This window comes from Acidovorax sp. GW823-FHT02H02, from assembly GCF_058797075.1.
The window spans coordinates 130,261-151,590 of record NZ_JBXAJH010000004.1 but is presented as its reverse complement, the minus strand read 5'-3'; the positions used below and the strand labels follow the sequence as shown (position 1 = coordinate 151,590).

The following is a 21,330-nucleotide window of genomic DNA, read 5'->3' as shown; positions in this document are numbered from 1 at the left end:
ATGGCATGAAACGCATCCTCTGGACCATCTCTTCCACCATGGCCGCCCTGGGCCTGGGTGCCGCCGCACTGGTGGCGCTGAATTTGCGTGGCGAAGAACCGTTGACCACCAACGAAACCGTGCAAAGCACGCCGGAGCTGGTAAAGCGCGGCGCATACCTGGCCCGCGCCGGCAACTGCATGGCCTGCCACACCGTGCAGGGTGGCGCACCCTATGCGGGCGGGCGCGGCATCGATACGCCGTTTGGCGTCATCCACACGTCCAACCTCACGCCCGATAAGGCTACGGGCATCGGCAATTGGTCGGCCGCCGAGTTCTGGCGCGCGCTGCACAACGGCCGCTCCAGGGACGGGCGCCTGCTGTACCCGGCGTTTCCCTATACCAGCTACACGCAGGTGACGCGCGAGGATTCCGACGCCATCTACGCCTATCTGCAAAGCCTGCCTGCCGTGGCGCAGGCCAACCGGCCGCATGCGCTGCGCTTTCCGTACAACACGCAGGCCGCGCTGGGTGTGTGGCGCGCCCTGTTCTTCGTGCCCGGTGCGCCACCGGCTGAATCCACGCAAACGGCTGAGTACAACCGGGGCGCCTACCTGGTCAATGGCCTGGGCCATTGCGCTGCCTGCCACACGCCGCGCAATGCGCTGGGCGCCAGCAGCCAGGCGCAGGCCTTCAGCGGGGGGCTGATTCCGGTGCAGAACTGGTATGCCCCGGCCCTCAATGCCGCCGCCGAGGCGGGCGTGGCGCAGTGGCCGGTGGCGGACGTGGTGGCGCTGCTGAAAACCGGTGTGGCGCCGCAAGGCTCGGTCACCGGGCCCATGGCCGAGGTGGTGTTTCGCAGCACCCAGTACCTGAGCGATGCCGATGCCCAGGCGATCGCCGTGTACCTGCGGGCGCTGCCGCAGCAGGCCCCCGCTGCCCCGGCGGTGGTAAAGCCCTCGGCCGCCACGCTGGCGCGCGGGGGCAAGGTGTATGAGCAGCACTGCGCGCAATGCCATGGCGACAGCGGCGAGGGTCAGCCGGGGGCATTCCCGGCGCTGGCGGGCAACCGTGCCGTGGTGCTGCAAGACCCCACCAATCTGGTCCGCGTGGTGTTGCAGGGCGGCTATCTGCCGGCCACGGCGGGCAACCCGCGCCCGCATGGCATGCCGCCCTTCATGCAGGTGCTGGGCGACGAGGATGTGGCGGCCGTGAGCACCTTCGTGCGCAATGCCTGGGGCAACCAGGCCGGCGCAGTGGGTACCATCGGCGTCTACCGTGCCCGGGAGCGGCGCGGGTCTTGAAGGAGAACCCCCCGATGCACAGCCCGGCCGCGTTGCCCGAATCCCCCCCCGTGGCCCCTGGCAGCGGCTGGTGGGCGGTGTGCCTGTGCGCCAACTGGTGCGGCACCTGCCGCGACTACCGGCCCCTGTTCGACGAACTGGCCAGGGCGCACCCGCAAATGCGCTTTGAGTGGGTGGACATCGAGGACGAGGCCGACCTGGCCGGGGATCTGGATGTGGAGACCTTTCCCACCTTGCTGATCGCCGATGGCGCGACGGCGCGCTTCCTGGGCCCGCTGCTGCCGCAGGCCCCCGTGCTGGCGCGCCTGCTGGCCAGCCTGCAGGCCGCCACACCTGGGGGCGGGGCAGGCGCTGAAGCGCAGGCAGTGTTCGAGCGTGTGCGCGCAGCGCGCAGCGCCTAGTTGCCTGGATCTGGGGCAACCGGGGCTCTTGCGGGCCCACCAGTGCGGATCGTTTATTCCTGTTTTGATAGCTGTCAGCGCCTATTTTTAAAGCGCTAGAGGCAGTTTTCGTTTGATTTTCCTATGGCACACCCACTGTGGTTCCACCTTCCATCGCTGCAGGCCCAGTGCGACAAGGGCGCCTGGTCGCGCGGCATGGATCTCCATTGCCGGGCGGGCGTGGTCCGCATCGACAGCGAACCCGATGGGGAGGGCCGCTGGCGGATCGAGGGCGAGGTGCAGGGCAGCCTGTCCATGCCTTATCAGGTGTCGGCAGAGCTGGCCATTGCGCCCAATGGGCAGGTCACGCAGTGGTCGGGCGACTGCACTTGCCCCGTGGGCGTGGATTGCAAGCATGCCATCGCGTTGACTCTGCGGGCCGCGCAGGACAACCCGGCGCAAGGTCAGATTTCAGTCCCCGCCGTCGATGCCCTGAAAGCGCTGCAGGAGCGCAAGCAGGCCTCGGCGCGCGCCGAGGCCGACGCGCGGCTGGTGCGCTGGCTGCAGGACTGGGACCGTGCTGCAGGCGAACCTGATTCGTCCATCCCGGGCGCACGGCCGGATCGGCCCGAAAACTACCTGTACCTGGCCTCCATCGTGGGGCTGCCGTGCGCGGCCTCGAAGGCCCTGCCGCAGATGCAGCTGGAGGCGGTGGTGTCCTACCCCAAGCTCACCGGCGGCTGGGCCAAGCCCCGACAAATCCGCACCCAGCCCGGCCCCGGGCAGGCGGTCTATGACCGCGCCAGCGACGCCGATCGCCAGGTGCTGCAACTGCTGCGCGCCATGCCGCGCGGCATGGCTTACTACTCGGCCTACAGCGCAGCGCCGGTGGCGGTGCTGGAAGGAACTGTGGGCGTGCTGGCGCTGCAGCAGGCGGCCAGCACCGGCCGCCTGTTTGCCGATGCAGGGGGCTCCACCGTGGGTGCCCCGCTGCGCTGGGGTGACCCTTTGCCCATCACCTGGGCATGGCGCGAGGTCACGCCTGCCGCCGGGGGCGAAAGTTCCTGGGCCCTGGGCGCCAGCCTGCCAGGCGCTTCGGCCATGCTGTGCAGCAACAGCCCCCCGCTGTACCTCGACGCCGCTCTCGGTGTGTGTGGCACGGTGCAGGCCGATGGCCTGAGCGCAGCCCAGCTGGCCCTGCTGCTCAAGGCACCGGCGCTGGACGCCGCAGCGCTGCAAAAGCACCGGGCCGAGCTTGCCAGCCGCCTGGGCGGTGTGCTGCCGTTGCCGCCGGTGCTGGGCCCGCTCACCCGCGTGCAGGGCATTGCGCCCGTGGCGCGCCTGCACCTGGCGCCCGTGCCGGCGGGTGAAGTGCCAGACCTGGGCCTCATCACCGCCCGGCTGCGCTTCGACTACCAGGGCCATGTGGGCTGGTGGGCCGGGCAGGCGCTGGACATGCTGGTGACAGCGGAGGACGGCGGCCAGGTGCTGCTGCAGCGCGATCCCAGGGCCGAGCTCGGCGCCATCGAGCGGCTGATGGCGCTGGGCTTGCTGGCCACCGACGACGGCCTGTTCGGCATCCCCGGCGAACGCCCGCAGCACGACTGGATGCACTGGGCCGACAACGGTTTCGGGGTGCTGCGAGACGCGGGCTTCGCCGTCACATTGGATGCGGCGCTGACCGGCTGGATCACGCATGCCGACACGCTGGATGTGGCGCTGCAGCCCGACGGCGGGGAGGAGGCCACCTCGCCCTGGTTTGCGCTGTCGCTGGGCATGGAGATCGATGGTGTGCGCCACAACATCCTGCCGTGGCTGCCCGACCTGATTGCCGCTGCAGCGGCCCAGCCGCCGGACCCCGCCACCGGCCTGCCCCAGCTGCCGCCGCATGTGTATCTGCCGGCACAGGGGGGGACCGGTTTTGTGCGCCTGCCCACCGATGCGTTGCGGCCCTGGCTGGCTGCGCTGCTCGACCTGGTGGGTGACCGGGCCCATGATTTCAATGGCGACCACCTCCGGCTTGCGCGCATGGACGTCCTGCGCACCAGTGCCGCGCTGGGCGAGGGGGCGGTGTGGGAGGGGGCGGACACCTTGCGCGCCATGGTGGCGCAGCTGCGGGGTGCCATGGCGTTGCCCGAAGTGCCATTGCCCGCCAGCGTGCACGCCACGCTGCGGCCCTACCAGCAGCAGGGCCTGAACTGGCTGCAGTTCCTGCGCGCCCACGGCCTGGCCGGTGTGCTGGCCGACGACATGGGCCTGGGCAAAACCTTGCAGGCCCTGGCGCATATCCAGGTGGAAAAAGAGGCGGGGCGCCTGATGCACCCCGCACTCATCATTGCGCCCGTGAGCCTGCTGGGCAACTGGCAGCGCGAGGCGGCGCGGTTTTGCCCGGACCTGCGCAGCCTGGTGCTGCATGGCGCGGGCCGGCATGGGACGGCCGATGCGGTGGCCGAGCACGATCTGGTCATCGCGCCGTATTCGCTGCTGCAGCGCGACCGCGAGCGCTGGCTGGCGCAGCCCTGGCACCTGGTGGTGCTCGACGAGGCGCAGAACATCAAGAATGCCAGCACGCAGGCCGCGCAGGTGGTCAGCCAGTTGAATGCGCGCCACCGGCTGTGCCTGTCCGGCACGCCCCTGGAAAACCACCTGGGCGAGGTCTGGAGCCTGTTTCACTTTCTGATGCCCGGTTTTCTGGGCAGCCAGCAGCGCTTCAGGGAGCTGTTTCGCAATCCCATTGAAAAACTGGGTGACAGCGCCCGCATGGCACAGCTGCGTGCGCGCATCACACCGTTCCTGCTGCGCCGCACCAAGGCGCTGGTGGCCGGCGAGTTGCCGCCCAAGATCGAGACCGTGATGCCGGTGGAACTGACCGGCGCGCAGGCCGATCTGTACGAAACCATCCGCCTGGGCATGGAGAAGACCGTGCGGGAAGCCTTGCAGTCCAAGGGGCTGGCCAAGTCGCAGATCACCATCCTCGATGCGCTGCTCAAGCTGCGCCAGGTCTGCTGCGACCCGCAGCTGCTGCCGCTGGATGCCGCCAGGAAGGTCAAGACCTCGGCCAAGCTGGAGCAGTTGATGGCGCTGCTGCCTGAAATGCTGGCCGAGGGGCGGCGCATTTTGCTGTTCTCGCAATTCACCAGCATGCTCACCCTGATCGAGGCCGAGTTGAAAAAGCGCAAGCTGCCCTGGGTCAAGCTCACGGGGCAGAGCCAAAAGCGCGATGCCATCATTGAGCAGTTCACCAGCGGGCAGGTGCCGTTGTTCCTGGTCAGCCTGAAAGCAGGCGGGGTGGGGCTGAACCTGCCGCAGGCCGACACGGTGATCCACTTCGACCCCTGGTGGAACCCTGCCGTTGAAGCCCAGGCCACCGACCGTGCCCACCGCATCGGCCAGACGCAGAGCGTGTGGGTGATCAAGCTGGTGGCGCAGGGCACCATAGAGGAGCGGATTTTGGCGCTGCAAGAACGCAAGGCCCAACTGGCGGGCAGCCTCTACAGCGGGTCTGCGGCGCGCAGGGAGCCGCTGTTCACCGAGACCGACCTGGCGGAGTTGCTGCAACCGCTATCACTGTCATAGCTGCCTGCACTGATTGTGCTTGCGCTGAGCACATTTTTTGTGGCAAAACCGTGAGCGGTTGGCATGCGCAGGCTGTGGCGAATCGCAGGCAACAGTTTTGGCCCGATTCGTCTTTGCAAATCAATGCTTTACGCGCTACAATATGAATCTCACGACCAAACGGGCGGGTACCTACCGCCCGTTTTTTTTGGTCGAATGCTTTTGGAGCTCGAAGCTGTCGGGGGAGGGTCTCCGGGGGTTATCGGGTTTTTTGTTTTGGACTTACGCAAACAAGGATGCGCCCAGGGTGCTTCCATGGGGCAGGCGATTGGCTTGTTCCTCATTGTGTAAGTCGTGTTGTTTTTCCGGGATTGAACTGAACACGTGGCACTACAGCAAGTTGTTGAACAAATTGTGACGGGTCTGGGCTATGACCTGGTGGAGATCGAGCGCTCTGCCGGTGGTTTGCTGCGTGTCACCATCGACTTGCCCTGGGTGCAGCCGGCCGCCGATGCGCCGGAGCCCGCAGTGGATCAGTTTGTCACGGTCGAAGACTGCGAGAAAGTCACCCGCCAGCTGCAGTTTGCGCTGGAGGTGGATGGGGCCGAGTACAAGCGGCTGGAGGTCTCCTCGCCCGGCATCGATCGCCCGTTGCGCCATGAGCAGGATTTCGTGCGTTTTGCAGGCGCGGTCATTGACCTCACCCTGAAAGCGCCCATTGGCGCTGCGGCAGCCGGGCAGGTCAACGCCACCCGCAAGAAATTTCGCGGCACCCTGGAGCGTGCCGAATCGGGCGGATGGCAGATCGTCTGGAGTGATGAGCCGGCTGCCAAGCCTGGTCAGAAAATCAGCAAAAAGCGTGTGCCGGCCCCGTTGCAGGCGCTGGGTTTTACGCTGGATGAGCTCAGGGATGCCCGGTTGGCGCCCATTGTGGATTTCAAGGGGCGGGGGGCGAAGGCTGGTCAGGTACCGGGCTGAGTCGCTGGATGGTTTGGAGTGGGTGGGCGCTGTTGGCAGCTGCCGCCCGCGGGTGATAGAAACAGGAGAGTCGTCGCATGAATCGCGAATTGTTGATGTTGGTTGAGGCCATTTCGCGCGAGAAGAACGTGGAGCGCGATGTGGTCTTGGGCGCCGTGGAATCGGCCCTGGCCCAGGCTACCAAGAAGCTGTACCAGGGCGAGGTGGACATTCGCGTGTCCGTCGATCGCGACAGCGGCAACTATGAGACTTTCCGTCGCTGGCTGGTCGTGCCGGACGAGGCGGGTCTGCAGAACCCCGAAGCCGAAGAGCTGCTGATGGACGCCAGGGAGCGCATCGCGGACATCGAGGTCGGGGAATACATCGAAGAAGGTGTCGAGTCGGTGCCGATCGGCCGCATTGGCGCCATGGCCGCCAAACAGGTCATCCTGCAGAAGATCCGCGACGCCGAGCGCGAGATGCTGCTCAACGACTTCATGTCACGCGGCGAGCGCATCTTCACCGGCACGGTCAAGCGCATGGACAAGGGCGACCTCATTGTCGAATCCGGTCGCGTGGAAGGCCGCCTGCGCCGCGGCGAGATGATCCCCAAGGAAAACCTGCGCAGCGGTGACCGCGTGCGCGCCATGATCATGGAAGTGGACCTGACCCTGCGTGGCGCCCCCATCATCCTGTCGCGTTCGGCCCCCGAGTTCATGATCGAACTCTTTCGCCAGGAGGTGCCCGAGATCGAACAGGGCCTGCTGGAGATCAAGTCCTGCGCCCGTGACCCCGGCTCGCGCGCCAAGATTGCCGTGCTGAGCCACGACAAGCGCGTGGACCCCATCGGCACCTGCGTCGGCGTGCGTGGCACGCGCGTCAATGCCGTGACCAACGAGCTCGCTGGCGAGCGCGTGGACATCGTGCTGTGGTCCGAGGACCCCGCCCAGTTCGTGATCGGTGCACTGGCCCCGGCCAACGTGTCCTCCATCGTGGTCGATGAGGAAAAGCACGCCATGGATGTGGTGGTGGACGAGGAAAACCTTGCCATCGCCATTGGCCGTGGTGGTCAGAACGTGCGTCTGGCCTCCGATCTGACCGGCTGGAAGATCAACATCATGGACGCCGCCGAGTCGGCCCAGAAGCAGGCCAACGAGTCCGACACGGCCCGCCGCCTGTTCATGGAAAAGCTCGATGTGGACGAGGAAATCGCCGACATCCTGATCTCCGAAGGTTTCAACAGCCTGGAAGAAGTGGCCTATGTGCCGCTGCAGGAAATGCTGGAAATCGAAAGCTTCGACGAAGACACGGTGAACGAATTGCGTGCACGCGCCAAGGATGCGCTGCTCACCATGGAAATCGCCCGCGAGGAAAGCGTTGGCGAGGTCTCGCAGGATCTGCGCGACCTTGAGGGCCTCACACCCGAGCTGATTGCCAAGCTGGCAGAAAACGGTGTGCACACGCGTGACGACCTGGCCGATCTGGCCATTGATGAACTGACCGACCTGACCGGACAGTCCGCAGAAGATGCCAAAGCCCTGATCATGAAGGCACGCGAACACTGGTTCGCAGGGCAAGAGTAAGGTCAGGGAGGCACGAACCACATATGTCCAGTAATACTGTCGCCGAGTTTGCAACCGAACTCAAGAAATCACCTGAAATCCTGCTTGATCAGCTCAAGGCTGCGGGCGTGGGCAAGGCTGCCCCTTCCGACGCATTGACCGAGTCGGACAAGCAAAAGCTGCTGGCCTATCTGCAGGCCAGCCATGGCACGGCCTCGGCCGATCGCAAGAAGATCACGCTGGTGAAGAAGTCCACCAGCGAGATCAAGCAGGCCGACGCCACCGGCAAGGCACGCACGATCCAAGTGGAAGTGCGCAAGAAGCGCACGTTCATCCAGCGTGATGAAGGTGTCGAGGCGGCTGCCGAGTCCACAGAATCCATGGCAGAAGCAACGGCTGTGTCCAGCGAAGACATTGAACTGGCCCGCCGTGAGGAAGAGGCCAGCCGCCAGGCCGAGCTGATTCGCCGCCAGGAGGCCGAACTGGCCGCAAAGCGCGCCGAGCGCGAAGCCCGTGAACAGCGCGAGCGCGAAGCCGAAGAGCGCGCCGCCGCATACGCCGCCCAGGAGGCCAGCAAGAAGGCCCAGGCCTCGGCCGTCAAGCAGGAGGCTACCCGCGAGCAGGCTGCTGAAGCGGCTGCGCGCATTGCGGCACAGAACGAAGCACGCGAGAAGGCGGCTGCGGAATCTAAAGCCCGCTCTGACGAGGAAGCGGCCCGCGCTGCGGATCTCGACGCACGTCGCCGCAAGGCTGAAGCAGAAGCTGCTGCCATCCGCTCCATGATGGCCACGCCCAAGAAGGCGGTCATGGTGGCCAAGAAACCGGAAGAGCCCAAGCCCGTTGCCAAGCCTGCGGCCGTGGGGGATGCCAAGAAAGGCACGCTGCACAAGCCTGCCGTGGGGGCTGGTGCGGGCGCGCGTCCGGGCACGCCTGCTGCTCCGGGGGCTGCCGCCGGCAAGGAAGTCAAGTCGGCCAAGCTGTCTTCCAGCTGGGCCAATGACACGGCCAAGAAAAAGGAAATCAAGACCCGCGGCGACAGCAGCGGCGGTGTCGGTCGCAACAACTGGCGTGGTGGCCCGCGTGGCCGCCGTGGCGACAGCCGCGATCACCGCGACGACAACCACCAGCAGTCCGCTCCGGTGGAAGCGCGCACCATTGAAGTGCATGTGCCTGAAACCATCACGGTGGCTGAACTGGCGCACAAGATGTCCATCAAGGCTTCCGAGGTCATCAAGGCACTGATGAAGATGGGCCAGATGGTCACCATGAACCAGCCGCTGGACCAGGACACCGCCATGATCGTGGTGGAAGAAATGGGCCACAAGGCCGTGGTGGCGGCGCTGGACGATCCGGAAGCCTTCACCGACGAGGATTCGGCGCAGCAGGACGTGGCCGTTCTGCCGCGCGCGCCGGTCGTCACCGTGATGGGTCACGTCGATCACGGCAAGACCTCGCTGCTGGACTACATCCGCCGTGCCAAGGTCGCCTCGGGCGAGGCGGGCGGCATCACGCAGCACATCGGCGCCTACCACGTGGAAACGCCACGCGGCATGATTTCGTTCCTTGACACCCCGGGTCACGAGGCTTTCACGGCCATGCGTGCCCGTGGCGCCCAGGCCACCGACATCGTGATCCTGGTGGTGGCGGCCGACGACGGCGTCATGCCCCAGACCAAGGAAGCCATCAAGCACGCCAAGGCGGCGGGCGTTCCTATCGTGGTGGCGATCACCAAGGCCGACAAGCCCGATGCCAACCCCGACCGCGTCAAGCAGGAGCTCGTGGTGGAAGAGGTGGTTCCCGAGGAGTACGGTGGCGATTCGCCTTTCGTGCCGGTGTCTTCCAAGACCGGCATGGGCATCGACACGCTGCTGGAACAGGTGCTGCTGCAAGCCGAAGTGCTGGAACTCAAGGCCCCCGTCGATTCGCTGGCCAAGGGCCTGGTGATCGAAGCCAAGCTCGACAAGGGCCGCGGCCCTGTGGCGACCGTGCTGGTGCAGTCCGGTACCCTGAAGGTGGGCGACGTGGTGCTGGCGGGCCAGACCTATGGCCGTGTGCGCGCCATGCTCGATGAGAGCGGCAGGGTCGCCAAGACGGCGGGTCCGTCGATCCCGGTTGAAATCCAGGGTCTGACCGAAGTGCCGCAGGCTGGTGACGATTTCATGGTGCTGACCGATGAGCGCCGTGCGCGCGAAGTCGCCACCTACCGCGCCGGCAAGTTCCGCAACACCAAGCTGGCCAAGCAGCAGGCGGCCAAGCTGGAGAACATGTTTGCCGACATGACGGCGGGCGAAGTGAAGATGCTGCCCATCATCGTCAAGGCCGATGTGCAGGGTTCGCAGGAGGCGCTGGCCCAGTCGCTGCTCAAGCTGTCGACGGATGAAGTCAAGGTGCAGCTGGTGTATGCCGCCGTGGGCGCCATCAGCGAGTCCGACATCAACCTGGCGATTGCTTCCAAGGCCATCGTGATCGGCTTCAACGTGCGTGCCGATGCCGGTGCGCGCAAGCTCGCCGAGAGCAATGGTGTGGATCTGCACTACTACAGCATCATCTATGACGCCGTCGATGAGCTGAAGGTGGCGATGTCCGGCATGCTGGCTCCCGAGCAGCGCGAGGAAATCATCGGCACGGCCGAGATCCGCACCGTGTTCGTGGCGTCCAAGATCGGTACCGTTGCGGGTTCGTACATCACGTCCGGCATGGTGCACCGCAACGCCAAGTTCCGCCTGTTGCGCGACAACGTGGTGGTCTACACCGGCGACGTCGATTCGGTCAAGCGTCTCAAGGACGATGTCAAGGAAGTCAAGGAAGGTTTTGAGTGCGGTATCAAGCTCAAGAACTACAACGACATCAAGGAAGGTGATCACCTCGAATTCTTTGACATCAAGGAAATCGCGCGGACGCTGTAAGGCTACGACGACTCTATGGCAGCGAAGAAATCCTCCACCCCCAACCGCGCCTTCAAGGTGGCCGATCAGATCCAACGCGATCTGACGGAGCTGATCGCGCGCGAGTTGAAAGACCCGCGCGTGGGCATGGTGACGCTGCAGGGCGTGGAGGTCACCCCCGATTACGCCCACGCCAAGGTGTTCTTCAGCCTGCTGACGGGTGACCCTGTGGAAACGCAGGCAGCGCTCAACCAGGCGGCAGGTTTCCTGCGCAATGGGCTGTTCAAGCGCCTGCACATCCACACGGTGCCCACGCTGCATTTTGTGTTTGACCGCACTTCCGAGCGTGCCGCCGACATGAATGCCTTGATTGCCAAGGCCGTTTCCTCGCGCGCCAAGGACGACTGACCATGAACGCGCCACGCACCAGGGTGCAGCGGCGCCCTGTGCATGGGGTGTTGCTGCTCGATAAACCGCTCGGCCTGTCGAGCAACGACGCCTTGCAAAAGGTGAAGTGGCTGCTGCGTGCGGAAAAGGCGGGCCATACCGGCACGCTGGATCCTCTGGCCACCGGTGTATTGCCGCTGTGCTTCGGCGCCGCCACCAAGTTCAGCCAGTTGCAGCTGGATGCGCCCAAGACCTACGAGGCCGTTGCCCGTCTGGGCGTGGTCACGAGCACGGGGGATGCCGAGGGCGAGGTGGTGCGCGAGTGTGCGGTCGATCCGTCCATGCTGGAGCCCGAGCGACTGGCCGAAGTGCAGCGCCGGTTCACCGGTCCGATCGCGCAGGTGCCGCCGATGCACAGCGCGCTCAAGAAAGACGGGAAGGCGCTGTACGAGTACGCGCGTGCGGGCATCGAGATCGAGCGCCCGGCGCGCAATGTCCAAATTTATGCATTGAGTGTGGCTCTGGAGCTTGATGGTCAAGCGCAACCAGCTATCAAATTAATAGTTACATGCAGCAAAGGTACCTATATCCGCACGCTGGGCGAAGACATCGGAGCGGCACTCGGTTGTGGCGCCCACCTGACCTCTTTGCGCCGCATTGACACGGGCGGCCTCGGCATCGCGCGCTGCGTCACCTTGCCCGCACTCGAGGCCATGGACGAAGCGCAGCGGCTGGCCTGCCTGCTGCCGGCAGAATCCCTGCTGGCCGATCACCTGCCCGTCACACTGGGCAGCGAAGATGCTGCACGCTTCCTGTCCGGGGTGCGCCGACGTGGCCAGTGGCCCGATGCCCGCGCCGTGGCCGTGTTTGGTCAGGCGCCGCGCGCGCTGCTGGGCGTCGCCCATACGGTAGCAGGCGAGCTGATCCCTGATCGCTTGCTGAGCCCCATCGAAATTCAACAAATCCTGCAAAGCACGCCGGGCACAGTGGCTGCCGGCATTAAGGAAACACTATGAGCAAACAAATCCGCAACATCGCCATCATCGCCCACGTTGACCATGGCAAAACCACCATGGTCGACCAGCTGCTGCGCCAGTCCGGCACCTTTGCCGACCACGAAAAGGTCGTCGATACCGTGATGGACAACAACGCGATTGAAAAAGAGCGTGGCATCACCATCCTGGCCAAGAACTGCGCCGTGAGCTGGAAAGGCACGCACATCAACATCGTGGACACCCCCGGCCACGCGGACTTTGGCGGTGAAGTGGAGCGTGCCCTGTCCATGGTGGACAGCGTGGTGCTGCTGATCGACGCGCAGGAAGGCCCCATGCCCCAGACGCGTTTCGTGACCAAGAAGGCCCTGGCCCTGGGCCTGCGCCCCATCCTGGTGGTGAACAAGGTGGACAAGCCCGGTGCCAACCCCGACAAGGTGGTGAACGCTGCGTTCGACCTGTTCGACAAGCTGGGCGCTACCGATGAGCAGCTGGACTTCCCCGTGGTGTACGCCTCGGGCATCAACGGCTGGTCGTCGCTGGAAGAAGGCGCGCCCGGCGAGCAGTGGGGTCCCGACATGTCGGCCCTGTTCGACACCATCCTGAAGCACGTGCCACCGAACACGGGCAACCCAGACGCTCCGCTGCAACTGCAGATCTCGGCACTCGATTTCTCCACCTTCGTGGGCCGCATCGGCGTGGGCCGCATCAGCCAGGGCACCTTGAAGCCCATGATGGACGTGGTCGTCATGGAAGGCCCAGGCGGCAAGGCTGTCAAGGGCCGTGTCAACCAGGTGTTGACCTTCCAGGGGCTGGACCGCATGCAGACGCCGGTGGCAGGCCCTGGCGACATCGTGCTGATCAACGGCATCGAGGACATCGGCATCGGCGTGACCGTGACCGACCCCGCCAACCCCGCGCCCCTGCCCATGCTGAAGGTGGACGAGCCCACGCTGACCATGAACTTCTGCGTGAACACCTCGCCACTGGCAGGCCGTGAAGGCAAGTTCGTGACCAGCCGCCAGATCTGGGACCGCCTGCAAAAGGAACTGCAGCACAACGTGGCCCTGCGCGTGAACGAGACCGCCGAGGAAGGCATCTTCGAAGTGATGGGCCGTGGTGAACTGCACCTGACCATCCTCTTGGAGAACATGCGCCGCGAAGGCTACGAGCTGGCTGTGTCCAAGCCCCGCGTGGTGTTCAAGGACATCGACGGCGTCAAGCACGAGCCTATCGAACTGGTGACGGCCGACATCGAAGAAGGCCACCAGGGTGGCGTGATGCAGGCCCTGGGCGAGCGCAAGGGCGAGCTGGTGAACATGGAGTCCGACGGCCGTGGCCGCGTGCGCCTGGAGTACCGCATCCCGGCCCGTGGCCTGATCGGTTTCACCAACGAATTCCTGAACCTGACGCGTGGCTCGGGCCTCATCAGCAACATCTTCGACAGCTATGAGCCGCACAAGGGCGATATCGGCGGCCGCAAGAACGGCGTGCTGATCTCCATGGACGACGGTGAAATCTTCACCTATGCCCTGGGCAAGCTGGACGATCGTGGCCGCATGTTCGTGAAGGCCAACGACCCGGTGTACGAAGGCATGATCGTCGGCATCCACAGCCGCGACAACGACCTGGTGGTGAATGCCACGCGCACCAAGCAGCTGACCAACTTCCGCGTGAGCGGCAAGGAAGACGCGATCAAGATCACGCCTCCGATCGACCTCACGCTGGAATACGGTGTGGAGTTCATCGAGGATGACGAGCTGGTCGAGATCACGCCCAAGTCCGTGCGCCTGCGCAAGCGCTACCTGACCGAGAACGAGCGCAAGCGCGCTGGCCGCAGCTGATCTGCCATTCCCGGGGCCTGAGGCCTTGAAGGCGGCAGGTTCCGAGGGGCCACTGCAGTGCAGTGGCCTTTTTGTCGTTTGAAGGTTTTCCGTTCAGCGCAATTTTCATGAAACTCACGCATTCCCGGGCTGTCGTGTTGATGCTTCTGGTCACGCTGCTGTGGTCCATGGCTGGCGTGGTGACGCGCCACCTGGAGCATGCGCGCAGCTTTGAAGTGACCTTCTGGCGCAGCTTTTTCACCGTGATCTCGCTGCTGGTGATCCTGCCTGCGGCGCAGGGGCGCGGTGTGTTGTCGGCCATGCGCCGCGGCGGCGCTGCCCTGTGGCTCTCCGGCCTGTGCTGGAGCGTGATGTTCACCACCTTCATGGTCGCCATGATGCTCATGCCGGTGGCGAATGTGCTGGTGACCATGGCGGCGGGGCCTTTGCTCACGGCCCTGTTTGCGCGCATCTTCATCGGGCACCGGATTGTGCTGCGCACCTGGGTGGCCATTGGCCTTGCCGGTGTGGGCATGGCGTGGATGTATGGCGCGCAGATGGCCGGGCTGCCTCTCGTGGGCACCCTGGTGGCCTTGTGCATACCGGTGGCGGCCGCTGCCAACTGGACCGTGGTCCAGTCTTCACAGCAGCACGGCCACGCCGTGGACCTGGTGCCGGCAGTCCTGGTGGGGGCCGTGTTTTCGGCGCTGGCCACCTTGCCGCTGGCGTGGCCGTTTCAGGCCACGGGCCACGATATCCTGCTGCTGGCGTTGCTGGGACTTTTTCAGCTGGCCATTCCGTGCGTGCTGGCGGTGCGCTGCGCACGCGTGCTCAAGGCGCCCGAAATGGCCTTGCTGGGCCTGCTGGAGGTTATCTTCGGCATCTTGCTGGCCTGGGCCGGTGCCGGGGAGCGCCCCGGTTCGGCCGTGCTGACCGGGGGGCTGCTGGTGGTTGGCGCCCTGGTGCTCAACGAGTTTTTAGCTTGGAAGGAACAAAAATGACGGAGATGACAATGCAGATGTCGAGTGAGGTGCTGAGCGAGGTGCGGGGCCAGGTGGGCTTCATTACATTGAACCGCCCGCGGGCGCTCAACGCGCTGTCCTTGGGCATGGTGCGGGATCTCATGGCCACCCTGCTGGCCTGGAAGGACGACGCGCGCGTGCTGGCCGTGGCCATCCGTGGCAGCAACAAGGAGGGCCCGTTCGGGGCCTTTTGCGCGGGCGGCGACATCCGTTTTCTGCACCAGGCGGGCAGCCAGGGCAATCCGCTGCTCGAAGACTTCTTCACCGAGGAATATGCGCTCAACCACCTGATCCACAACTACGGCAAGCCCTACATCGCCTTCATGGATGGGATCGTCATGGGCGGCGGCATGGGCATCAGCCAGGGCGCAGCCCTGCGCGTGGTGACCGAGCGCACCAAGATGGCCATGCCCGAGACGGCGATTGGCCTGTTTCCCGACGTGGGTGGTGGCTATTTCCTGAGCCGCTGCCCTGGCCGCGTGGGCGAGTGGCTGGCCCTGACCGGCGACACCATTGGCGCCGGTGACGCCATCGCCTTCGGCCTGGCTGACGGCTGCCTGCCGCTGGATGCACAGGCCACGGTCTGGGATGCCCTGGGCGCGCAGACCTTTGCCGACGGTGCCGCCGTGAAGGCCTTTGTTGCTTCTAAAACGGTAGCTGCTGACGAAAAACTGGCGGGCGTCAGAGGCCAGATCGATCAGTATTTTTCGCTGGGCAGCGTGGCCGCCATCACGGCCGCCCTGGACGCTGCAGACAGCGAATGGGCGCGCAGCACGGCGGCCACGCTGCGCAAGCGCTCGCCGCTGATGCTGCATGTGGTGCTGGAGCAGATCCGCCGTGCGCGCGGCATGGGCCTGGCCGATGATCTGCGCATGGAGCGCGACATGGTGCGCCACTGCTTTTTCCTGCGCGCCGGCCAGAGCGAGACGGTGGAAGGCATCCGTGCCCTGGCGGTGGACAAGGACCACGCACCCCAATGGAACCCTGCGCGCATCGAAGACGTGACGCCGGAGATGGTGGCCCCGTTCTTTGCCAGCCCCTGGCCTGTCCACGCGCATCCCCTGGCCGCGCTGCGCTGACGGGCGCGCGGCGCTGGGTGCGCTTTTGCCAAGGCGGGCGCCTCGCTTCAGAGCTGCTGGTGCACCGCAGTGGCCAGCGCCTGCAGTGCGGGGCGGGGAATCTGCCCACTGAGCGCATAGCCAAAGCCCTGATCCGTCCAGTAAAAACCGGAGACAGTGCCTTCCTGGGTGAAGCGAAAGGCGGTCTCGGAATGCGTGGGTTGGGTCGCTGGCGCCAGCGCACCCAGGTACAGCGTGACGCGTTCGCCTGCGCTGTTCTGGTACATGAATTGCGCGCGTGCGCCGGTATCACCGGGCAGCAGCCGCCCCCCCACCAGATCGTAGCCCTGTGCCGTCAGCACCGGCACTTTCAGGGGGCGCCCCAAGCGCTTGGAAAGCCATTGCACCAGATGCTCCTGCTGGGCGGCCGGCACCTCCACGGGATGGCGCTGCTCGGGCTGGTACACGGCATGGGCCATGGCGGCCTGCACCGCAAATCGCTGCTGGGGTGTGCCTGCATTCAGGGCCAGAAGGCCATTGGGTGCCGCCGCCGGCCACTGGCTGCGGCCTGCCCATCCCAGTGCAAACGCCACCAGCACCGAGGCCGCCATGCCGCCCCAGCGCCACCATTGGCGATGCCGCTCGGCCCTGCGCGCCGTGGCTTGCGCAAGCGTCTGCAGCAGCGCATCCGGCACGGGCGTATCCAGCATGTCCTGGTGCAGGGCGCGCAACTGCCGGCGCTGGGCCTGCCATTGTGCGACAGTGGCTTGTGCCGGGGCATCGGCGGCCAGTTGCTGCTGCAGCGCCCGGGCGTCGGCGGGGGGCAGCCGGCCATCCACCAGTGCGTGCCACGCAGGGTCAGGGCCGGCAGGGAAGGGGGTGGTGTGGTCCATGGCAGAGGCCGGAATCATTTGAGGCGGCGCAGCACGGGTGGTTGGCCTGGCACGGGCGCGGGTGTGCGTTCCATGAGCGCGCGCAGGCGGCTACGTGCGCGTGACAGCCGCGACATGACGGTACCCATCGGAATGTCCAGAATGCGGGCAGTGTCCTCGTAGCTGAGGTCTTCCAGCGTCACCAGCAGCAGCACGGCGCGCTGCTCAGCAGGCAGGCGCTGCAGGCAGCGCTCCAGATCGAGCGCATCGTCCGACGGGCGTGCACTGGCCTGCAGGGTGTCCTGAACATCCTCCAGCTCCAGCCGCTGCAAGGAGGGCATGGCGCGGCGCTGGTTGAGGTACAGGTTGTGCATCAGGGTGAACAGCCAGGCGCGCAAATCACTGCCGCTGCGCCACAGCCGCCATTTGCTGCAGGCCCGCTCCAGCGTGTCCTGCACGAGATCGTCGGCCGCCCAGGAGTCGCCCGTCAGCACCCGGGCATAGCGGCGCAGGCCGGGAAGTTGCTCGACAACCTGGGTGCGGTCCATGGCGCGATGTCAGCGGCAGGGGGAAGGTTTCAGGGGCGCGCAGCGTGCCAGACCTGGTTGAAGCCGTCGCCGGTCTTGTCGCCGGGTTTCGCGTCCTTGGACCAGTAGTACAGCGGTTTTCCCTTGTAAGCCAGCTGGGTTTTTCCGTCGTCGCGGGTGATGACGCTGTAGTCGCCGCTGGCTTGCGCGGGGGCCGCCATCAGGGGTGGCCAGTTGGTGGCACAGGGGCCGTTGCAGACGGACTTTCCGCTGCCCGCGGTGTCGCGGTCAAAGGTGTAGAGCGTCATGTTGCCTGCACCGACCAGCACGCCATCCATGGGTTTGACGGGTGACTGGGCCATGGAGGAGCAGGCGGCAAGCGCAAAGAGCGCGGTGATGGGCAAGAGCTTTTTCATGGGTTTCTCCGGACAAGGGGGCAGGCGAGTGCGAAATGCGGCCTGCATGCGGACAAACACATGGGGGCGGTGATTTATTCCCGCCGCCCTTCAGGATCGCTAGCGGTTACGGCTTTTCATGGCGCGTTCGACTTCGCGCTTGCCTTCGCGGTCCTTGATGGTGTCGCGCTTGTCATGTTCCGCCTTGCCCTTGGCCAGGGCAATCTCGCATTTCACAAAACCATTTTTCCAATGCAGGTTGATGGGCACCAGGGTGTAGCCTTTTTGCTCGACCTTCCCGATCAGGCGTTTGATGTCATCCTTCTTGAGCAGCAATTTCTTGGTGCGTGCTGCCTCGGGGTTGACGTGGGTGGAGGCGGTCTTGAGGGGATTGATGAGGCAGCCCAGCAGGTACAACTCGCCATCACGGATGAGCACATAGCCATCGGTCAGCTGCACCTTGCCTTCGCGCAGCGCCTTGACTTCCCAGCCATACAGCACCATGCCGGCCTCGTGGCGTTCTTCGAAAAAGTAGTTGAAGGCCGCCTTCTTGTTGTCGGCAATGCGGGACGTGGGATCGGGTTTTTTGGCCATGAGAGATTAGATGCGGCGCAAACGGGGAGGTAAAAGGCCTCCCTACAATGGTTGGGTCTCGCTAGAGCGATTCTAAATTCCCCCGGATCCCCTGGCTGATTCCGTCGCTCCGTGGCGCCGAAGCCGTATCTGCATGAAAACCGTCCACAAATCCGTCCTTATCTGGTACAGCCCCGAAGAAATGTTTTCCCTCGTGACGGGGGTGGAGCACTACCCCCAGTTCCTGCCCTGGTGCGACCGCTCGGCGGTGCTGGAACGCGATGATGACGGGATGACGGCCGAGGTGGGCATCGCGATGGCCGGTTTGCGCCAGACCTTTGTCACCCGCAATATCCATGAGGCGGGCCGGCGCGTGCAGATGCACCTGGTCAAGGGCCCGTTCTCCCGCCTGGAGGGCGACTGGCATTTCCACCCGGTGGCCGATGGCAGTCAGCGCGCCTGCAAGGTCGAGCTGTTGCTGCACTACGGGTTTGACAGCGCCACCCTTGCGGCATTGGTGGGCCCCATTTTTGACCGCATCGCCGCCAGCATGGTGGACGCCTTTGTCAAGCGCGCGGAGCAGGTGTATGGGTGACGACCAGGGGTTGCTGCACATCACCGTGGTGGTTTGCGCGGCACCGCGCAGTGCGGTCGAGTGGGCATTGCAGCTGCCGCAGGGGGCCACGGTGGCCGATGCGCTGAACATGTGCGCAGCCTTGCAACCCTTGCCTGCAGATGTGACTTCTTCCGCTGTCGGTGTCTGGGGTCGTCAGGTGGCGCCAGGCTGCATGCTCGCCTCAGGGGATCGGGTGGAGGTGTATCGCCCGTTGAAGGTGGACCCCAAGGTGGCACGGCGCGAGCGCTTTGCGCGCCAGGGCGCCCGAACCACCGGCCTGTTTGCGCGGCAGCGTCCTGGCGGAAAGTCGGGCTACTGAAGTCTGGACAACGGCGGCAGCTGCCCGACCATCACCGCGCGCAATCGGATGCAATGACGCTGTCGATGCGCTGGGATTCCGAGGCGCGGGTTGCTTCATCAAGGTAAACCCGTTCGCCCTGGGCATTCGTATGCATCATGGGCCGGCCGGAGTCGAGTGTAGCCTTGGCCTGGCGGGCGCGGGTGCAGTTGTCCGCCTTGGTTTTTGCGATCTTCTCTTCTTCGGATTTTTTCTTGGCTGCTTCTGCAGCCTCTGCTTGCGCCTTTCTCTCTTCAAGTTCCTTGTCCTTGCCGCCGGTGGCGCTGCTGGCCGACGGTTTGGGGGCGGATGCGGCGGCAGCGGGTTCTGCTGCAACAGCCGGAAGAGCGGGCCTTGGATCCATACGGGTTCCCGGCTGCTTCAGGATGCTCTTGTCCGGGATGTCCAGAGGGGGCGCACGGTCGCTGAACACCTTGCGGCCGTCCTTGTCGATCCATTGCCATTGGGCCGAAGCGCCCAGTGACCAGGTGCAGGCGAATGCCAGCAGCACAAGCTTGTGAATTTTCATGGCGGCAAGTTTAGCTGTGCCTCCATGGGGCTGCCAGCAAGTTGCTTTCCGTGGCAGCGTTTTTGCCACAGGCCGCGCGGGTACAATCCATTTTTTGGAGCTTTCTCATGCGCCTTCTTGGAAAAGCGCTCACCTTCGACGATGTGTTGCTGGTGCCAGCGTACTCCCAGGTCCTGCCCAAGGACACGTCCCTTGCGACGAAACTCTCCCGCAACATCCAGCTGAACCTGCCGCTGGTGTCCGCCGCCATGGACACCGTGACCGAGGCGCGCCTGGCCATCGCCATCGCCCAGGAGGGCGGCATCGGCATCGTGCACAAGAACCTCACGCCCCAGGAACAGGCCGCCCACGTGGCCAAGGTCAAGCGGTACGAGTCTGGTGTGGTGCGCGATCCGGTCGTCATCACCCCCGAGCACACCGTGCTCCAGGTGCTGGAGTTGTCGGAGCAGCTGGGTATTTCGGGCTTTCCGGTGTGCGATGGTGGCAAGGTGGTGGGTATCGTCACCAGCCGCGATCTGCGCTTTGAAACCCGTTACGACGTCAAGGTGCACCAGATCATGACGCCCCGTGAAAAGCTCATCACGGTCAAGGAGGGCGCCACGGCCAGCGAGGCCAAGGCCCTGCTGAACAAATACAAGCTGGAGCGGCTGCTGGTCATCAACGATGATTTTGTGCTCAAGGGCCTGATCACGGTGAAAGACATCACCAAGCAGACCAGCTTTCCCAATGCCGCACGCGACAGCAACGGCCGCCTGCGCGTGGGTGCGGCGGTGGGCGTGGGCGAGGGCACGGAAGAGCGTGTCGAGGCCCTGGTGAAGGCCGGCGTGGACGCCATCGTGGTGGACACGGCCCATGGCCACAGCAAGGGCGTCATCGACCGTGTGCGCTGGGTCAAGCAGAATTACCCGCAAGTCGATGTGATTGGCGGCAACATCGCCACGGGCGCGGCTGCGCTGGCGCTGGTCGAGGCCGGTGCCGACGCTGTCAAGGTCGGCATTGGCCCTGGCTCCATCTGCACGACGCGCATCGTGGCCGGTGTGGGCGTGCCGCAGATCATGGCCATCGACAGCGTGGCCACGGCGCTGCGCGGTACGGGCGTGCCGCTGATTGCCGACGGCGGCGTGCGCTACAGCGGCGACATTGCCAAGGCCCTGGCCGCGGGTGCCAGCACCATCATGATGGGTGGCATGTTTGCCGGCACGGAAGAAGCGCCGGGTGAGGTGATCCTGTTCCAGGGCCGCAGCTACAAGAGCTACCGCGGCATGGGCTCTATTGGCGCCATGCAGCAGGGCAGTGCCGACCGCTACTTCCAGGAGTCGACCACGGGCAACCCCAATGCCGACAAGCTGGTGCCCGAGGGCATTGAAGGCCGCGTACCCTACAAGGGCTCGATGGTCTCCATCGTGTTCCAGATGGCCGGCGGCGTGCGTGCCGCCATGGGCTACTGCGGCTGTGCCACGATCGAGGACATGAACAACAAGGCTGAATTCGTCGAGATCACCACCGCCGGTATCCGCGAAAGCCATGTCCACGACGTGCAGATCACCAAGGAAGCGCCCAACTACCGCGCGGACTGA

General features: G+C 65.1%; 19 protein-coding genes. 14 read left to right on the top strand and 5 right to left on the bottom strand.

What is annotated here, in order from left to right; translation table 11 throughout:
* The first annotated feature begins 5 nt into the window (after positions 1–5).
* From AC1RDS_RS05965 to AC1RDS_RS05915, 11 genes are all read left to right on the top strand, one after another.
* The gene (locus AC1RDS_RS05965; protein WP_092696614.1) at positions 6–1,283 is read left to right on the top strand and encodes a cytochrome c; all 1,278 of its coding nucleotides are present in this window, start codon (positions 6–8) and stop codon (positions 1,281–1,283) included.
* Positions 1,284–1,297: 14 nt separating this feature from the next.
* Entirely contained in the window at positions 1,298–1,684 is a 387-nt protein-coding gene (locus tag AC1RDS_RS05960; RefSeq protein ID WP_092696615.1) for a thioredoxin family protein, read from the top strand.
* Positions 1,685–1,879: 195 nt separating this feature from the next.
* Entirely contained in the window at positions 1,880–5,239 is a 3,360-nt protein-coding gene (locus AC1RDS_RS05955; RefSeq protein WP_092696740.1) for an SNF2-related protein, read from the top strand.
* Between the two features lie 363 nt (positions 5,240–5,602).
* Positions 5,603–6,196 carry a ribosome maturation factor RimP gene (rimP, locus tag AC1RDS_RS05950; protein WP_348684026.1) on the top strand — a complete coding sequence of 198 codons (594 nt, stop codon included), beginning with the start codon at positions 5,603–5,605 and terminating at the stop codon, positions 6,194–6,196.
* A gap of 77 nt (positions 6,197–6,273) precedes the next feature.
* Positions 6,274–7,758 carry a transcription termination factor NusA gene (gene nusA, locus AC1RDS_RS05945; RefSeq protein ID WP_092696617.1) on the top strand — a complete coding sequence of 495 codons (1,485 nt, stop codon included), beginning with the start codon at positions 6,274–6,276 and terminating at the stop codon, positions 7,756–7,758.
* A 23-nt stretch (positions 7,759–7,781) separates the two neighbouring features.
* Positions 7,782–10,643 carry a translation initiation factor IF-2 gene (gene infB / locus AC1RDS_RS05940; RefSeq protein WP_287876796.1) on the top strand — a complete coding sequence of 954 codons (2,862 nt, stop codon included), beginning with the start codon at positions 7,782–7,784 and terminating at the stop codon, positions 10,641–10,643.
* Positions 10,644–10,658: 15 nt separating this feature from the next.
* On the top strand, positions 10,659–11,030 hold the full coding sequence (gene rbfA / locus AC1RDS_RS05935; protein WP_092696619.1) for a 30S ribosome-binding factor RbfA: 372 nt from the start codon (positions 10,659–10,661) through the stop codon (positions 11,028–11,030).
* Between the two features lie 2 nt (positions 11,031–11,032).
* Complete coding sequence (gene truB / locus AC1RDS_RS05930; RefSeq protein ID WP_287876798.1) at positions 11,033–12,025, top strand: tRNA pseudouridine(55) synthase TruB; 993 nt, start codon at positions 11,033–11,035, stop codon at positions 12,023–12,025.
* On the top strand, positions 12,022–13,845 hold the full coding sequence (gene typA / locus AC1RDS_RS05925; RefSeq protein WP_287876800.1) for a translational GTPase TypA: 1,824 nt from the start codon (positions 12,022–12,024) through the stop codon (positions 13,843–13,845). Before truB ends, typA begins: the two co-directional genes overlap by 4 nt.
* Positions 13,846–13,952: 107 nt before the next feature.
* Entirely contained in the window at positions 13,953–14,825 is an 873-nt protein-coding gene (locus AC1RDS_RS05920) for a DMT family transporter (RefSeq protein ID WP_348684030.1), read from the top strand.
* Positions 14,822–15,925, top strand: a complete 1,104-nt coding sequence (locus tag AC1RDS_RS05915; protein ID WP_092696622.1) for an enoyl-CoA hydratase/isomerase family protein — start codon at positions 14,822–14,824, stop codon at positions 15,923–15,925. The genes AC1RDS_RS05920 and AC1RDS_RS05915 overlap by 4 nt, the downstream gene beginning before the upstream one ends.
* Before the next feature lie 47 nt (positions 15,926–15,972).
* Here AC1RDS_RS05915 and AC1RDS_RS05910 read toward each other — a convergent pair whose 3' ends face one another.
* From AC1RDS_RS05910 to smpB, 4 genes are all read right to left on the bottom strand, one after another.
* Positions 15,973–16,797 (bottom strand): anti-sigma factor family protein, encoded by an 825-nt coding sequence (locus AC1RDS_RS05910; RefSeq protein ID WP_092696623.1) that lies wholly within the window; start codon positions 16,795–16,797, stop codon positions 15,973–15,975.
* A gap of 14 nt (positions 16,798–16,811) precedes the next feature.
* Positions 16,812–17,324 carry a sigma-70 family RNA polymerase sigma factor gene (locus tag AC1RDS_RS05905; RefSeq protein ID WP_092696624.1) on the bottom strand — a complete coding sequence of 171 codons (513 nt, stop codon included), beginning with the start codon at positions 17,322–17,324 and terminating at the stop codon, positions 16,812–16,814.
* A gap of 29 nt (positions 17,325–17,353) precedes the next feature.
* Positions 17,354–17,719, bottom strand: coding sequence for a COG4315 family predicted lipoprotein (locus AC1RDS_RS05900; protein WP_092696625.1), 366 nt, complete (start codon positions 17,717–17,719; stop codon positions 17,354–17,356).
* Between the two features lie 99 nt (positions 17,720–17,818).
* Positions 17,819–18,292, bottom strand: a complete 474-nt coding sequence (gene smpB, locus AC1RDS_RS05895) for an SsrA-binding protein SmpB (RefSeq protein WP_026437053.1) — start codon at positions 18,290–18,292, stop codon at positions 17,819–17,821.
* Positions 18,293–18,425: 133 nt separating this feature from the next.
* On the opposite strand from smpB, the gene AC1RDS_RS05890 reads away from it, so the two are divergent.
* Together AC1RDS_RS05890 and AC1RDS_RS05885 are read left to right on the top strand one after the other, a co-directional pair.
* Positions 18,426–18,866 (top strand): type II toxin-antitoxin system RatA family toxin, encoded by a 441-nt coding sequence (locus tag AC1RDS_RS05890; protein ID WP_092696626.1) that lies wholly within the window; start codon positions 18,426–18,428, stop codon positions 18,864–18,866.
* Positions 18,859–19,206, top strand: coding sequence for an RnfH family protein (locus AC1RDS_RS05885; protein ID WP_348684033.1), 348 nt, complete (start codon positions 18,859–18,861; stop codon positions 19,204–19,206). Before AC1RDS_RS05890 ends, AC1RDS_RS05885 begins: the two co-directional genes overlap by 8 nt.
* Before the next feature lie 31 nt (positions 19,207–19,237).
* On the opposite strand, the gene AC1RDS_RS05880 is transcribed toward AC1RDS_RS05885, so the two are convergent.
* A complete protein-coding gene (locus tag AC1RDS_RS05880; protein ID WP_348684034.1) occupies positions 19,238–19,753 on the bottom strand; it encodes a DUF4124 domain-containing protein in 516 nt (171 codons plus the stop codon).
* A gap of 107 nt (positions 19,754–19,860) precedes the next feature.
* On the opposite strand from AC1RDS_RS05880, the gene guaB reads away from it, so the two are divergent.
* Complete coding sequence (guaB, locus tag AC1RDS_RS05875; protein WP_092696629.1) at positions 19,861–21,330, top strand: IMP dehydrogenase; 1,470 nt, start codon at positions 19,861–19,863, stop codon at positions 21,328–21,330.

Excerpts from the sequence above, each read along its gene's own strand:
- infB (WP_287876796.1), top strand. The coding sequence starts at position 7,782 with ATGTCCAGTAATACTGTCGCCGAGTTTGCAACCGAACTCAAGAAATCA.
- AC1RDS_RS05890 (WP_092696626.1), top strand. The coding sequence starts at position 18,426 with ATGAAAACCGTCCACAAATCCGTCCTTATCTGGTACAGCCCCGAAGAA.
- AC1RDS_RS05960 (WP_092696615.1), top strand. The coding sequence starts at position 1,298 with ATGCACAGCCCGGCCGCGTTGCCCGAATCCCCCCCCGTGGCCCCTGGC.
- AC1RDS_RS05910 (WP_092696623.1), bottom strand. The coding sequence starts at position 16,797 with ATGGACCACACCACCCCCTTCCCTGCCGGCCCTGACCCTGCGTGGCAC.
- AC1RDS_RS05885 (WP_348684033.1), top strand. The coding sequence starts at position 18,859 with ATGGGTGACGACCAGGGGTTGCTGCACATCACCGTGGTGGTTTGCGCG.
- typA (WP_287876800.1), top strand. The coding sequence starts at position 12,022 with ATGAGCAAACAAATCCGCAACATCGCCATCATCGCCCACGTTGACCAT.
- truB (WP_287876798.1), top strand. The coding sequence starts at position 11,033 with ATGAACGCGCCACGCACCAGGGTGCAGCGGCGCCCTGTGCATGGGGTG.
- AC1RDS_RS05915 (WP_092696622.1), top strand. The coding sequence starts at position 14,822 with ATGACGGAGATGACAATGCAGATGTCGAGTGAGGTGCTGAGCGAGGTG.
- AC1RDS_RS05920 (WP_348684030.1), top strand. The coding sequence starts at position 13,953 with ATGAAACTCACGCATTCCCGGGCTGTCGTGTTGATGCTTCTGGTCACG.
- AC1RDS_RS05965 (WP_092696614.1), top strand. The coding sequence starts at position 6 with ATGAAACGCATCCTCTGGACCATCTCTTCCACCATGGCCGCCCTGGGC.
- guaB (WP_092696629.1), top strand. The coding sequence starts at position 19,861 with ATGCGCCTTCTTGGAAAAGCGCTCACCTTCGACGATGTGTTGCTGGTG.
- AC1RDS_RS05880 (WP_348684034.1), bottom strand. The coding sequence starts at position 19,753 with ATGAAAATTCACAAGCTTGTGCTGCTGGCATTCGCCTGCACCTGGTCA.
- rbfA (WP_092696619.1), top strand. The coding sequence starts at position 10,659 with ATGGCAGCGAAGAAATCCTCCACCCCCAACCGCGCCTTCAAGGTGGCC.
- AC1RDS_RS05900 (WP_092696625.1), bottom strand. The coding sequence starts at position 17,719 with ATGAAAAAGCTCTTGCCCATCACCGCGCTCTTTGCGCTTGCCGCCTGC.
- smpB (WP_026437053.1), bottom strand. The coding sequence starts at position 18,292 with ATGGCCAAAAAACCCGATCCCACGTCCCGCATTGCCGACAACAAGAAG.
- AC1RDS_RS05955 (WP_092696740.1), top strand. The coding sequence starts at position 1,880 with ATGGATCTCCATTGCCGGGCGGGCGTGGTCCGCATCGACAGCGAACCC.
- AC1RDS_RS05905 (WP_092696624.1), bottom strand. The coding sequence starts at position 17,324 with ATGGACCGCACCCAGGTTGTCGAGCAACTTCCCGGCCTGCGCCGCTAT.
- nusA (WP_092696617.1), top strand. The coding sequence starts at position 6,274 with ATGAATCGCGAATTGTTGATGTTGGTTGAGGCCATTTCGCGCGAGAAG.